Origin of the sequence: Pseudomonas sp. p1(2021b), from assembly GCF_020151015.1 — a bacterium.
Taxonomy (GTDB): domain Bacteria; phylum Pseudomonadota; class Gammaproteobacteria; order Pseudomonadales; family Pseudomonadaceae; genus Aquipseudomonas; species Aquipseudomonas putida_K.
Genome location: NZ_CP083747.1, coordinates 219,710 through 233,559, shown reverse-complemented (window position 1 = coordinate 233,559; position 13,850 = coordinate 219,710). Strand labels below are relative to the sequence as shown.

14 protein-coding genes are annotated in these 13,850 nt (G+C 56.0%); 11 read left to right on the top strand and 3 right to left on the bottom strand.

Going from position 1 to position 13,850, the window contains the following annotated elements; genetic code table 11:
• Window position 1 precedes the first annotated feature (1 nt).
• Window positions 2-478 (top strand): hypothetical protein, encoded by a 477-nt coding sequence (locus K8374_RS25600; RefSeq protein WP_023383600.1) that lies wholly within the window; start codon window positions 2-4, stop codon window positions 476-478.
• Here K8374_RS25600 and K8374_RS25595 read toward each other — a convergent pair.
• Window positions 473-1,240 (bottom strand): hypothetical protein, encoded by a 768-nt coding sequence (locus K8374_RS25595; protein ID WP_023383601.1) that lies wholly within the window; start codon window positions 1,238-1,240, stop codon window positions 473-475. The two genes, K8374_RS25600 and K8374_RS25595, sit on opposite strands and share 6 nt — an antisense overlap.
• Complete coding sequence (locus K8374_RS25590; protein ID WP_023383602.1) at window positions 1,228-2,247, bottom strand: hypothetical protein; 1,020 nt, start codon at window positions 2,245-2,247, stop codon at window positions 1,228-1,230. Before K8374_RS25590 ends, K8374_RS25595 begins: the two co-directional genes overlap by 13 nt.
• Before the next feature lie 648 nt (window positions 2,248-2,895).
• Here K8374_RS25590 and K8374_RS25585 point away from each other — a divergent pair.
• From K8374_RS25585 to K8374_RS25570, 4 genes are all read left to right on the top strand, one after another.
• Entirely contained in the window at window positions 2,896-3,696 is an 801-nt protein-coding gene (locus K8374_RS25585) for a phosphoadenosine phosphosulfate reductase family protein (protein ID WP_023383604.1), read from the top strand.
• A gap of 61 nt (window positions 3,697-3,757) precedes the next feature.
• Entirely contained in the window at window positions 3,758-5,770 is a 2,013-nt protein-coding gene (locus K8374_RS25580) for an RNB domain-containing ribonuclease (RefSeq protein WP_023383605.1), read from the top strand.
• Window positions 5,771-5,809: 39 nt separating this feature from the next.
• Window positions 5,810-6,025 (top strand): hypothetical protein, encoded by a 216-nt coding sequence (locus tag K8374_RS25575; RefSeq protein ID WP_023383606.1) that lies wholly within the window; start codon window positions 5,810-5,812, stop codon window positions 6,023-6,025.
• A gap of 120 nt (window positions 6,026-6,145) precedes the next feature.
• A complete protein-coding gene (locus tag K8374_RS25570) occupies window positions 6,146-6,910 on the top strand; it encodes a hypothetical protein (protein ID WP_176483540.1) in 765 nt (254 codons plus the stop codon).
• 61 nt (window positions 6,911-6,971) lie between these two features.
• On the opposite strand, the gene K8374_RS25565 is transcribed toward K8374_RS25570, so the two are convergent.
• Window positions 6,972-8,228, bottom strand: a complete 1,257-nt coding sequence (locus tag K8374_RS25565) for a hypothetical protein (RefSeq protein WP_023383608.1) — start codon at window positions 8,226-8,228, stop codon at window positions 6,972-6,974.
• A gap of 264 nt (window positions 8,229-8,492) precedes the next feature.
• Between K8374_RS25565 and K8374_RS25560 the strand changes: the two genes are divergently transcribed.
• From K8374_RS25560 to dnaB (K8374_RS25535), 6 genes are all read left to right on the top strand, one after another.
• The gene (locus K8374_RS25560; protein WP_176483539.1) at window positions 8,493-8,789 is read left to right on the top strand and encodes a hypothetical protein; all 297 of its coding nucleotides are present in this window, start codon (window positions 8,493-8,495) and stop codon (window positions 8,787-8,789) included.
• Between the two features lie 372 nt (window positions 8,790-9,161).
• Window positions 9,162-9,536 (top strand): hypothetical protein, encoded by a 375-nt coding sequence (locus K8374_RS25555; protein ID WP_023383609.1) that lies wholly within the window; start codon window positions 9,162-9,164, stop codon window positions 9,534-9,536.
• Window positions 9,537-9,673: 137 nt separating this feature from the next.
• Entirely contained in the window at window positions 9,674-10,201 is a 528-nt protein-coding gene (locus tag K8374_RS25550) for a hypothetical protein (RefSeq protein ID WP_023383610.1), read from the top strand.
• A 210-nt stretch (window positions 10,202-10,411) separates the two neighbouring features.
• Window positions 10,412-10,666: a hypothetical protein gene (locus K8374_RS25545; protein ID WP_023383611.1), complete on the top strand. Its 255-nt coding sequence runs from the start codon at window positions 10,412-10,414 to the stop codon at window positions 10,664-10,666.
• Between the two features lie 162 nt (window positions 10,667-10,828).
• Window positions 10,829-12,358, top strand: a complete 1,530-nt coding sequence (gene dnaB, locus K8374_RS25540; RefSeq protein ID WP_054893890.1) for a replicative DNA helicase — start codon at window positions 10,829-10,831, stop codon at window positions 12,356-12,358.
• Between the two features lie 58 nt (window positions 12,359-12,416).
• The gene (gene dnaB, locus K8374_RS25535) at window positions 12,417-13,814 is read left to right on the top strand and encodes a replicative DNA helicase (protein ID WP_023383613.1); all 1,398 of its coding nucleotides are present in this window, start codon (window positions 12,417-12,419) and stop codon (window positions 13,812-13,814) included.
• Window positions 13,815-13,850: the final 36 nt, after the last annotated feature.

Sequence of the window (13,850 nt, the reverse complement as noted above, 5' to 3'; positions counted from 1 at the left end):
CATGGATTACTCGCAACTGCTTGAGCGGAGCTTTCTTCAGATGGCTCACACGTCTGTAAGCCGCCTGGGATATCTCGCGGAGCACGTTTTCGGGTTCACTACGGATTCACCCAGTGCTGACGAGCTGTTCGCTGCCAAAGCTGTAGAGGTCTGCGCTGCGCTGGGCAATCGAACGATGCGGGAGTACGTTACTACCAAAGACGGGCACCTCTGGTTCTTGTTGATGTTCAACATGCCATTCTTCGCTGGGCGCCTCGATTGGGGCACCTCGATGACCGGATCCTGGTGGAGCGTTGAGCATGGAGAATTTTTGGAGCTGGATAGCTGCGGGCTCTGGACAGAAACCGGCCAGCTGTTAGAACCGATGCGCTTCACACTTGACCAGTGGAAGGAGTTCATCAACGCGGTCGTCGCTTTCGCTGCGCCCGAACTGGGGCCGGGCGCTGGGAAAGGCTTTGAGGAATTGCCGGCGTTATGAGGTCGGCTGAAGGCCGAAGGATTCTGCAATTCGGCCGATGATGGTCTTGAGGTCACCCCGAATCTTGAGCGCTTTGAAGTCGATCTCTTCGACCGCCAGGCGCTCAAGGAATAGCGCCATGTCTGCAGTAATGCTTGCGGGCAACTCAATCACCTCGCCAGTCAGCAGGCCCGCCAGGGCCAGGACATCGTTCCGATGCTTCCTGACGTTCTTCGAGTCAACTGCTTCACCGTTTGCCTTGCGCTGAGACAAGTCGAGCCAGGCCTTAGCTTTGAAGGGGATAAGACGATCAGCGCTGATGTATGTCAGCTCCTCGCTCTGATGGCGGCCGGAACGCAACAGGGTGTAATAGTCTTCATCGAGCAGGATAGCGCTCAAACTCGAAACCGACTCATCTGTGGGGATTGGGGTCAGCGTTGCGTTTTCCTCATGCTCAAGGCCATCCGGTGCACGAGAGAATAGTTCGATCATTACCGGGTAGGTTTCGTCGGCGGGATTCTGGAATCTGTAGAAGACCGGCCTGTCACCCCCTCTTTGTTTGATCTCATAGCCGCCGGCCTTTATGAACTCCCAGAACCTGTTAACAAAATGGGAGTCCAGAGCCTCAATCACGAGCACGATGTCTAGGTCTTTCGTGGCCCTGAAGCTCTCTCCCGCGTCTTCCATCGCCAGAGCAGAGGCAACGCCACCGATTAGGACGTAGCTATCGCGGAAATCGCGAAAGTGCCGGCCAAAAATATCTAAACCTTTCACGCTAACCAATGTACCTGCTCCTTGAGTTCATCCAACGCAATCTGAATGCGTTCGTCGGGGTTGTCTTCCAGGCTCAGAAACAGCGACGCTGTGTCTGCCATATACTGCGTTTCGGTGAGCGACGGATACCCCCAGATCTCCACCCACTCCTCGATCGAGTCCACCGACTCGACTACCTCAAACGCATCAAGCGCCAGCATGTCATTGAACACTTTCTTGCTCATCCCCCATACGGCCTGCTTAGGCTCCGCCAGCATCGTGTACTTGGCCAGGGCAGTTTCCCCCGCGATGAATACTCCCGGGGCCATGGGGATAGCATTTCGGGTAATACCAATTCTCTTTTTGACGGGGGACCGCAGGTGCTTCTTGGCCTTCTGGAACACCTCTGCAGGCGACCCGTTGAAGGCGTAGGTCTTCCAATGCAGCTCGCTTTTCGCAGGGCTAATCACCCCCAGCGATACCAGCTGATCCACTGCCTTCGAGAGGGTCACGCGACTGTAGCCCAGGTCCCCCAGCAAAGCGTTCGTAGTGAAGTAGGTTTCGTCGGGTATCCCGGAATATAGGCACGAGAGAAGCATGGCTTGGGCCGCGGGGAGGAGGGCGGCTACCTCGCTCTGCTCTCGCCGCTGACGGAAGCTTTCACGCAGGTCCAGCGCCATCTCAGGTATGAACATCTGGAAGCTGGGCTGGATGAAATTGACCTGGTGCATGATCAGGCTGCGGCGGTCTTGAGTCGACAAGGACCAGCAGACGTACACTACTACCTGGTTGGTGACGTTGCGCACCATCTCGATGTGCTTCTGCAGCTTCACGATGCCTGGGTACTCAATATCATCACGGGAGACCAGCAGCATCATGTTGAACGCCGAACTGTTCCCCATAGGTACGCTCAACTCGTAGGTCTTGTAGCTGTCCCGGATGGTATAGGGGACTCGGAGTGGCACCGGAGTCATCTGCGCTGCCACACCTAAAACGGACTCAATGTAGGCCTTAGCTTCGTCTTGTAAATTCGGCATGAGCCGGCCTCGTGTTAACTACTTTTTTTCACTGTAAACCACAGTGGTTTACAAGTCAAAAAAGTGGTTTACAATCCAATGTTTACTGGGGTTAAACGGAAATGTGCCATTTATAGTGGGTTAGAAAAAGCCCCAGCCAGAGTATGCGCTGTGCACTGCACAGTGTGAAGTGCACACAAGCAGTTCAAGCGCCGTCAGGTGGTCTGCTGACTTTTCCTACATCCATAACGGAACCGTCTGATCGACACCGTTGGATCAGAGGGGGAAGGTCAGGTTTTTCACCGAGGAAATGGAGCAAGGAAAATGGCTAGGCCAAACACCAGCGAACTGAAGCTACCTCTCAGCTTACACTTGGATCAGAGCACCCTGGATGCGATCATCCGCTTCAGGGCCGCACGTGCAGCACATTTGAAGTATGCGCACGACGATACAGCTGCCAGCGCAGAAATGTTTCTGGCGCTCCAGCAAGCTGAGGCCGACCTGGCCAGGGCGGTTGACGAGCTTCTGGTCAAGACTGCGGCTGAGACGGCAGAACCACACCCGCGACCGCAGAAAAATGTTGTCCTATAGGACAATATTTCAATTGAAAATAGTTGTTCTATAGTTTAATCTTTTCTCATTGACGTCTATCAATGAGGCCAGCAGGAAATGGATCGTTTTCAGCAGCAGGGCTTGCTTTTCGGGGATGAAACCCGTGACTCCACAAAAGCCGAGCTTGACCAGTTGATCGCCAGTGGTGCGCTGTTTGTGGCCAACCATTCGGGCGGTAAGGATTCGCAGGTGCAACTGATCCGTCTCCTGGAGCGCGTTCCGGCTAGCCAGCTGGTGGTTGTCCATGCATCGCTGGGCCCGATGGAGTGGCCGGGGGCGATGGAGCTGGCCCGTGATCAAGCCGCCGCTGCAGGCCTTCCTTTCATTGTTGCCACAGCCTCGAAGACGCTGCTGGAAATGGTAGAGCGTCGGTTCGAGATTCGCCCCGAGGTACCGAGCTGGCCATCTGCGTCTACTCGCCAATGCACGAGCGACTTGAAACGAGGACCCATCCAACGTGAGGTCAGGCGCTATGCAAAGGCCAATGGCTTCAAAACGATCGTCAACTGCCTTGGCCTGCGCGCTCAAGAGTCGCCAGGGCGAGCGAAGCGGGTAGTTTTCAGCCGGATGGGGATCAGCAACTCTGTGTTGACCTGGTTCGAGTGGTTGCCAGTACATGACATGCGCACGGATGAGGTCTTCGGTGCCATCGCTGCAGCGGGGCAGCGTCCTCATCACGCCTATGCCCTCGGTAATGATCGATTGAGCTGCATTTTCTGCGTGATGGCGTCCAAGCCTGACTTGCGTAACGGGCGTGTCCATCACCCTGAGCTTTTCGAGCAGTACGTCGCTCTTGAGCGGCGCACGGGCTACACGATGCACATGAATCGAATCCCACTTGTTGAGTTGGCGGCATGACCGCCCTCTGACTGCTTCCAGTGTAGAATCCACACACAGCTTGATAGGCCAAGGATCCACCGTGACTTCACCATTCTTCGTGACCATCGATTCCCAGAAAACGCTTGATATCGACGACGCGATATCGATCACCCAGAGCGGCGATCTGTACATCATATCAGTTGCCATCGCCGATCCTTCTGCGAAGGTTGGGGTCGGCTCTCATGACGATAAGTTGGCGTTTGAGCGGGCCGCCTCGATCTATGCCCGAGATCGTGCAGTGCAAACAATGCTGCCACGGCACATCGGCGCAGATCAAAGTAGCCTTGTCGCGGGGCAACCACGGCAAGCGATGGTTTTTACAATCACGCTCAATAGCTCGCTTGAGGTCGTCGGTTTTGAACCTAGCTGCCAGGTTATCACCGTCAACACCCGTCTCACATATGAGGCCATTCCGGAGATAGCCCGAAGCACTCAAAGCCCTTTGCGTGAAATGGTGGAGCTCCTCAGTAGGGTTTCGACGCTGCTGCTGCAGCGCCGCCGATCGAAAGGAGCGCTTGCCCTTTACGATATTCGCAAGCTCATGCTCTCGGATGAGGAGGGCAATCTTCGCCAATACGAGTCGTTGGATCAGATGGTCGGGCACATCATCGTGCAAGAATTCATGATTCTGACGAATTCCCAAATAGCCCTCTTCATGGCCGAGAATGGGCTGCCGGCGGTATACCGTAACCACGCAAGCCGAGTCTCCGCTCCGCATGCACTGGACCTGGCCAACACAGTCGAGCAGTGGTTGAAAGAGGGGCTGGTGACCGAAGCCTCTGTGGGTGCGCAGTTAGGGGCACTCATAGAGCGTGCTGTTTACGATGGCGTGGCGCGTGGGCATTACGGTCTTGGCCTAACGCTGTACCTCCACGGCACCTCTCCGCTTCGTCGGTATGCCGACTTGGTGAACATTCGCCAGATTCGGGCGCATCTCGACAATTGCCCGCTGCCATATTCGCAAGCAGATCTGCTTACAATCTCTGCGTCGATCAACAAAACGCTGCGAGAGCGATCCGAATCCACTGTCGACTACCACAAGGAGGTGCTGGCGCGGAAAGCTCAGCGCTTGGTGGCGAGTGGGAACCTGGTCAATATGGAGGACAACGTACTCAGCGCTGCCGTGAAGCTCGCGAAAGACGCCGGTCATTTGCCTGAAGCTGTAGTGGCTGAATTGATACGAAGACTCAACAACAACACGATAGCGGACGCCATCGTCGATCGACTTGCGATTCAAATCCCAAGGGAAGCAATCACCGAAGATCTTGGGGTGGCTTTCTCGAACTGGATGTGCCAGCACCCTCACAACGTGGTCAGGATCATCATGAACGGAATCCAGACTCAAGTTTTTGAGGGGCTCGATGAAACGGTGCACGGTGTAAATGGAGGCTTCAAGTGTGTGGTTGCTGTCTCGGCAAGTGGGCGGCGTCTTCAGGGAGTTGGTGTGCACCGCGAGAAGCGTGTAGCAAAGCAGAAAGCCATGGTCGAGATTTTGTGTCGTCACTTGAGTTTGCCCATAAACAGCCTTAGCCCTGAGGCTCCGACGCAGTCATCAAGCTCTCCAGCGCCCCGCGCTACTGACTACAAAGGTGCGCTAATTGAACTTTGCCGGAAGCGGGGGTGGGCTGCTCCCCATTTGCATGTCGCGATGAGTGGACCGTCAAATGCTGCAAGCTTCACAGCCACCGCGACTGTCCACCCGAAGGGTGGCGACGTCGAAAGTGCTACCTCACCAGAGTGTGCAACCAAGAAGGCCGCTGAAGCAGCTGCTTCGGCCATCCTATTGGAGCGACTGGCCAAGTCACGTGAGGCGACTTCCGTGAGCAGCTCAAACCCGGTAGTGCAGCTAAATGAGATGGCACAAAAAAACAGGCTGGCGGAGCCCAGTTACATCTTCACCCAGCTGAGCATTGCCCCTCCGCAATTCGAATGCGTGGCGCAAATTGTGGTAGATGGAAATGTGCTTTCGGCCAAGACAGTGGCTGGAGGTAAGAAAGTCGCGAAAGAGCTAGCTGCTGCCGAAATCCTTGGGCAAGTGAAAATAGCGAGCTGATTGAGGCGCCCAGTTGACCGCCGCGAGGGAGCTAAGCAAATGAGCACTGAACGGGAAGAATTAGAGGGGTTCGAGCTGACCTACAGTGTGCAGATCGACAGCAGCCAACTACTTGAGCTACTAGTTGACGAGATGGACACTGGGGACAGCTTTTGGCAAACCACGAATGCGAGCGGTCAGGTCCTGGACCGTTCCGAGCGTTACGAGGATCAGGCCCGGTGTCTGCGTGACGGCCTGAATAAAGTGCTGAACTAGGAGCAAGCACCAGGTGTACTCAAGCCCAGCCATCTAGCTGGGCTAGTCTGGTTGTTGAGAGTTGCATTCTCAGATGCTGCTGGAGCCTTTAGCCAGCAAGGGCAATCGAATGGACGAGCGATGAATCTGAACAGAATTGTTGATCAGCAGATGGCGCGAGCCGAGGCCTTGATTGCTGGTTACCTTGGTTTGTACGCTGGCAGCATCGACCTGGCTGACTTCAACCCAGGCTCGATCAAGCGGGCAACTCCAGAGTTCAAGCGTTGCGTGCAGCTGATCCAGGACCTCGCGACCATGACGGTGGTCACTCCGTCGACTGTACGGAAGATGGAGGCCGCCGTGGATGCACTGGCCGGCATGGTCAGGGCACCTCAGATGATGGCGCCCACTCGCGCTCTCTGGGCTATCGAAGATAGGATTCGTCGTACCCCGCTGGCGCTGGTTCGTCACCTTGCCGCAATTGCAGGATCGGTGGCAGCGGGTATCTGGGGAACCATCGAAAAGAGTGCTGAAGCAGATGTGGGCGTAGCGATAGCCGCGGCCCTGGTGATGCTGTCTTTCGGCTGTAGCCTGAGCCATCTGCGAGACCCTGACCACACCGTACCGAAGGGGCTCTTGGCGTTCCTGGGCGTTGGAGCGCTCGCGCTAGTGACGAAGGGCGTGCTGTTCACATTCTTGGTTTTTGCAGTCATCTCGGCGGGCTTCTTCATCCGAGACATCTCCCTATGGTGCCGCCGGCCGAAGCCGGGCGCTGCAGCTTCGCTCAACCGTGATAATGATGTGCTGTTCGGTGATAACGGCAACATCTACACGGTCGAGGAGCTGTACGACCTTACCGGCGGTCCGGCCTGCGCAGAGCGACTATGGCCTTGCCAAAGACGATGATTGAACGTGCAGCTGATTCGTAACGCATGGGAGCGCAGGGAAGCCTATCCTACTATCCTGCTCAGCCTGGAGAGGAATAATCCACTGAGATCCACAGCTCATTCACCAAGATGTTTTTCTTGGTAATGTCATGGCCAAAGACTCTGTTTTCCTTGAGGGCGGGTCGGTTGCTGAATTCCGTGAAACGATCGTTGCTGATGATGAATGCATTCGGTGAAGAGGCCAGTTCAATGATCATTTCATCGGCGCTGTGGCCTTTGTCGACGCGGTATGTCTCCACAGTTGGGAAGGTGCTTTGAATGTCCTCCCACGAAACCTGGAGCTTCCTCGTGATGCCTGGATCGAAGACCAGAATGATTTCACTGCCAGGCCAGTTTGACAGCAGGGCCGGAACGAGTGCACTCAAAGCGTTCAATCCGATGAACTGTTGACTCTTGCCCCGGCCACGATTGCATAGGTTGTTCCCGTCAATGATCAGCCGCTCGATGACTCGATTATCGCGCTGCTGCAGTGACGCCATGCGCTGCTCCCATTTGGCGAGCTCACGTTCAAGGTCCTCAACATCGCTGGTTTTGTGTCTGACGACCTGGGCAATGTCATCTGTTCCGAAGTAGTTACTGCAAGCCCCCTTTACTCTCGCAGCCTCGACTGAGCGTGGTGGTGCGTTTCGGTGGCGATCTCTGAAATGGATCGCTTGGGCCAGCTTCTCCTTGGCCACATCCAGACGCTGACGATATTTGAGGCACTGTGCCTGTGGCTCCCGAATATGCTCTTCAAACCTAGCGATTTTGGCTGAAAGACTTTCAATGGCTGGCTGCAGTCTCGCGATTTGCGAACTGTAGGTTGCGTAGTCGGAGTCGGTTTCGAGCCAGTCCAGGGAAGAGTGGAACTGAATATCGTATCGAAGCCTCTGTACCAAATGCTGCTGGGTGGCTATCTCTCCATCCTCGCCAAGCAATGCCCCCAACCGAGCAGCTTTCTCGGCTAGCTTGGCTTCCTCTGCCTCGGACATTTTGGGTGGTTCTGGAATCCGGCCCGTCACTGCATCGAATGCTTGCCCGAGGAGCGAGCGGTTAGCGCGATAGACGGCCTTGTAGATAGTGGCACGATCAAGCAGGGGCACCACACCCAATTCGGTTCGTTCCCGTTCGAGGTCCTTTAGTTTCACCTCGGCATTTCTGAGCGCCAACTTGGCCTGGTCTTCATCAAAGCGATGCAGATGGCCGTAGAGTTCGTACTGCTCCTGCAAGCCCGCTTCAGCCGCGGCCAGGGCGGCGACAGCTGCTTCGAGCTGCGCACTGTATGGGTTCTGATCCATTGCGTTCCCAAATGATGGAGATCTGCGAGCAACTGATGCGCACCAGGGCACCTGTTTCATAGCGCAACTGAACGCCCACTTTAAGAGGAAGCGTCAGGAGAGTGAAGAGCCTGGGGCGGAGTTGACGATGGTCCCTTAACGAGGGTCGCCACGCATACGACTGAGGGGGGGGTGTGACAAGGTAATTCAATACTGAAGAGTTATCTGTACGCGTTATGTGTTATTTTTCAGTCCGGCAAGCGAGCCATGTCCGGGAGATCCTTGGTGAGTTCAGAAAAAAACACCCGCAGGCGTGCGGTTTACTGGGGCGTAGCGTTGCTCGCTCTGATCGGAGGACCGCTGGCCTATAGCGGCCTAGGTTTGAGCAAGCTGAGAACTGATTTTTCATCTGCGACACCTGAGGAAATTGAGGCGGCGACCCGTGAGTCGAAATGCGCAAATCGTCTCCTGGTGAATGCCAACCGAAGCGCGCAGGACATCCGCATTAGAGATCTAGAGTGGGTCAAGGAGCGCTGCGCGCTAGTCGAGCGTCAGGCCGAAGCTTTCAAGGGGGCACCATGATTCCGTCTGGCCAGCAGCCCGCCCAAAATCAAATTCGGCGCAACTACGTGGTTGGCGCCATCTGCATCGCAGCTTTTTCTGCGAGCTCATTCGCATACACGTTGCCCGGGCTTACCGCTAAGGCGGCATCGCTTGTCGTTGGGTACTGGGCGGCATTGCCGTTTGTACACCTGGCCACAGGGCATGGGTTCGGATTCAAGAAGAAGCGGACAGGAGTCACAGGCTGCTCTGGCGTAGATCGCCAGTGGTGTGATGCTGGAAGTGCAGTTGAGCAGTCATCCCAAGCGCAGAATGAGGTTGCACTAGGCATTGATGCTGTTTCTGCCTCGCGCACTCCCTCCAGCCCAAGCAATTAGTACAGGTTGAATCGAGATGAATAGAAAATTCAAGAACGGTAATTCTGGCTGGAAGACAAACTGGCTTGGCGTTTGTGAGCGCCCTCGGTTCTTCACCGTTATCACGCTCAAAGCACTGGTAATGTTTGTTGTACTAACGATTTTGAGCTTATTGCGTTCTGCTGCGGTATTATTTGTAATTCTTTTTGTGGTGTCAGTAGTTGGCAAGATCTTCTCCACTGCGGAGCCGATCGATCTGCATAGCCTCGCCGAGTTAGAGGGTGCGCCGGATTATTTCACACTGATAATCATGGCTTTGATCTGGCATGGGATGGTGTGTGATGTTTTTGCTGCCCTTAAAAAGTGGCGGATAAGACGTAGTCGGAATCAAAATGAAATTAAAATGAGCTAACGGAGCTAGTGTGCTCAATGGCTACCTAGGTGCCGAAATCAATAGTGAGTCTTGCGCAATTTTCAGTCAGAATTCACCGGCAACACCGGGTGACTGAACTCGGACCCTACGAAGGCGGCATCTAGGAGCAAAAGCACTTGAACACCCAGGAGCAACTGCGTCACTACGAGGCAACGATGATCTCAGCCCCGCGGCGTGTATTGGCTGGCCATGTCGACTGGAAGAAGGACATCACACGTGACGCTGGGGTCTACGTGATATGGAAGGGCCAGTCTCCAGTCTATGTGGGCGAGAGTTCGGCCCTACGAGCCAGGATGAGTGACCTGACGAATTTTAAGAATCATTCATTCGCCAAAAAAACTTGTGCTTTGTTTGGCCTTTGCGCCAGCGACAAAAAGGGCTTGATCAGCACATATTCCAGCAACTATGAGCTGTCCTTCTGCGCAATCCCGTTTGGGCGAAAGGAAGTCGAGGAGTACTTGATTTTGCGCTGGCGCTCAACCCTGTCGAACAAAGAGACAGCACGGCAGTTGGCTGGGCCCCAGTACAGCTGGGTTGAGCCAGCGCCTCCCTTCGAGACCGAGACCGGCATTACTGCGGACATCCAAGAGCTGTTGGGCAGCCATTCAAAAGGACTCGATGTCGAATTCGCGGAAGCACTTTAATTCTTCCTTTGCTCTGTATTTTCGTCAGTCATGAAGATCTCATGTTTTCACTGAAAATATAGGATATTCAGTGCTTTACAGGTCGTCTGCGTAACCTTCTATGCCGTTTGACATTGAGTAAATCTTTCAGGATTATAGTTGCGTGTTACGACCTTGCGGTTGTAATCCGCAACTGCGCATGTCAGCGCACGGCCCCCCTGGAGAGTTTGAATGTCAATCCCAAAACCGAGTGCCGAAACTTCAGGCCAGGACGGCGATGATGCTGGCTTGGAGGCGGCGCTGCAGGAATTCCGCGATAAGATCCAGGCCGCTACTGGTCGATCAGTGCTCCCGCTTGAGTTGGCGGCATTCCGCGCCCAGGTCGCTACCTGCATCGCTCACCGGCAGCCACGGCTCGTGCAGTTTGGCCTTTGCGACTTTCAAACTCGCACCGGGCGGGCAACGTTGATCGAAGTGACGTTCTGATCCGGCCGGCCACCCAGCGGGTGGTAGTTGCGTTCTAGGCCCCCAAACAACGAACATCGTGACCAAACACCAGCTGTCAGCGCAGGTCAGGACCACCTAAGGGTACTGATTGCAGCTGGCAGCCCGATCCACACCAGCATTTCGACGAGTAAGGCCTGAGGCTTGAACGACCATATCCATCTAGCGGCTGAATACGATCAGACCCCCAGTCGGGAGCTGCCGCATTCTGTTGAAGCCGAGCAGGCCATTCTAGGCGGATTGCTGAACGAGCCACGTGCCTGGGTGCGTGTCTCGGACCTGGTGGTCGAATCTGATTTTTTCCACGCAGACCACAGGCTCATTTTCAAGGCTATTTCCAGGCTGCTTGAAGAGGGGCGTGCGCTTGATGTTGTCACAGCCCAAGAGGCACTGGATAGAGCAGGGGAGCTCTCGAACGCCGGTGGGTTGGCCTATCTTAAAGAGCTTTCCGATAACACTCCGTCCGTTGCCAACATCGCGTCTTTTGCCCGCGTAGTCAGTGAGCGGTCGCTGTTCCGAAAGATCATTGGCGTCTGTGGGGAGATTGAGCACGGCGCCAGCTCCCCGAATGGCCGATCTGCAGAAGATCTTGTGCATGATGCCGAATCGAAAATGCTGTCCGTGGCCGGTCAACGGCCGAAGGAAGGTGGGCCGGTTGGTATCGACACACTGCTCAGGAAGGCCGTCGAGAAGATCGAAACCGCCCATGAGTCAGGGCTTGAGTCCCTGGGCCAGTCGACAGGCTTCGTCGACCTCAATAGCAAACTGAGTCTGTTGCGGCCTGCTGACCTGGTCATCGTGGCCGGCCGGCCATCCATGGGCAAAACCACTTTTGCCATGAACATTGTGGAAGAGGCCGTTCTGCGGTCGGAAAAAGTGGTCGTGGTCTACTCCATGGAGATGCCTGGCGATGCACTGCTAACGCGCATGCTCTCCTCGATGGGTGGCATTGACCAGTCGCGAGTCCGATCCGGGAAGCTGTTAAACGAGGACTGGACCAAGCTGACCAAGGCTGCCAACGCGCTCAACAAGAACGATCGCTTCTTCATTGACGACACGCCGGCGCTGAGCCCTTCGGAGATGCGCAGCCGTACGCGGAGGCTTCGGCGTGTGCACGGCGAGATTGGCCTGATCATGGTGGACTATCTGCAGCTGATGCAAATCCCCGGCTACGGCGGCCTCAATCGTACCAACGAGATTTCGGCCATCTCCAGGTCACTAAAGGCTTTGGCCAAGGAATTTGATTGCCCCGTGATTGCACTCTCGCAGCTCAATCGCTCGGTGGAACAACGCAAGGACAAGCGCCCGGTTAACTCCGATCTGCGCGAATCCGGGGCAATTGAGCAGGACGCGGATGTGATCCTGTTCGTGTACCGGGATGAGGTGTACAACCCTGACTCCCGCTTCGCTGGTACGGCCGAGATCATCATCGGCAAGCAGCGTGAAGGTCCGACCGGTTTTGTGCGGCTTGGCTTTGAGGGGCGATACACACGCTTCGTCAACTTAATGCCAGGCACGCACGACTTCACCGATCAAGAGATGGGTGTAGAGATGATTGATCCCCATTCTCGCCTTGGTCGGATGCCGGTGCAAAAGCTGGCAGAAGAGGCTTCCAAGAAGGTCGAGGGCAAGGGCAGGGGGCGGCGCCGGAAAGGTTCGAGAAAGCCGCCATGAAGCCCGCTGACACCTCGCCAACCGGTAGCGCTCCCCACTCACTCAACAAGATGCCCACATGAACGAAGATTATGCTTCCGAGCAGCTTGACCTACAGACCTCCTCGCTGAAGGTGCCACCGCATTCGATCGAGGCTGAGCAGTCCGTGCTCGGTGGTCTCATGCTCGATAACAACGCCTGGGAGCGTGTGCTCGATCAGGTCTCTGATGGCGACTTCTACCGACACGATCACCGGCTGATTTTCCGCGCCATTCAAAAGCTGGCCGACCTGAACGAGCCTTTTGACATCGTGACGCTGCATGAGCGTCTGGACAAGGAGGGGCTGAGCAGCCAGGTCGGCGGACTGGCCTATCTGGCGGAGCTGGCAAAGAACACCCCGTCCGTGGCCAACATCAAGGCCTACGCTGCGATCATCCGCGAGCGGGCGACCCTGCGCCAGCTGATCAGCATCAGCACTGACATCGCGGACAGTGCCTTCAATCCAGAAGGGCGGAATGCAGCGGAGATCCTCGACGAAGCCGAACGGCAGATTTTCCAGATCGCTGAAGCCCGGCCGAAAACCGGCGGCCCGGTGGGTGTCAAAGACCTGCTGACCATGGCCATCGACCGTATCGATACGCTGTTCAACTCCGACAGCGACATCACCGGTGTTTCTACCGGCTTCACCGACCTGGACGAGAAGACCAGCGGCCTGCAGCCGGCCGACCTGATCATCGTTGCCGGCCGGCCTTCGATGGGCAAGACCACCTTCGCCATGAACCTGGTGGAGAACGCTGTGCTGCGGTCCGAGAAGGCGGTGCTGGTGTTCTCGCTCGAAATGCCAGGTGAGTCGCTGATCATGCGTATGCTGTCGTCGCTCGGCCGCATCGACCAGACCAAGGTGCGATCCGGCCAGCTCGACGATGATGACTGGCCGCGACTGACCTCAGCGGTGAACCTGCTCAACAACCGCAAGCTGTTCATCGATGACACCGCCGGCATCAGCCCCTCGGAAATGCGTGCGCGCACCCGGCGCCTGGCCCGTGAGCACGGCGAGATTGGCATGATCATGGTCGACTACCTGCAGTTGATGCAGATCCCGGGCTCTGCCGGCGACAACCGGACCAATGAGATTTCCGAGATCTCCCGTTCCCTCAAGGCCCTGGCCAAGGAATTCAATTGCCCAGTCATCGCCCTATCGCAGTTGAACCGCTCCCTGGAGCAGCGCCCGAACAAGCGCCCAGTGAACTCCGACTTGCGTGAGTCCGGTGCGATCGAGCAGGACGCCGACGTGATCATGTTCGTTTACCGGGATGAGGTGTATCACCCCGAGACCGAGCACAAGGGCGTAGCTGAGATCATCATCGGCAAGCAGCGTAACGGCCCTATCGGCTTTGTGCGGCTGGCGTTCATCGGCAAGTACACCCGCTTCGAGAACCTCGCGCCGGGCATGTACAACTTCGACGATGATGAGTGATGACTCCATGATCAGTTAGTGCCAGCCGCTATCCCA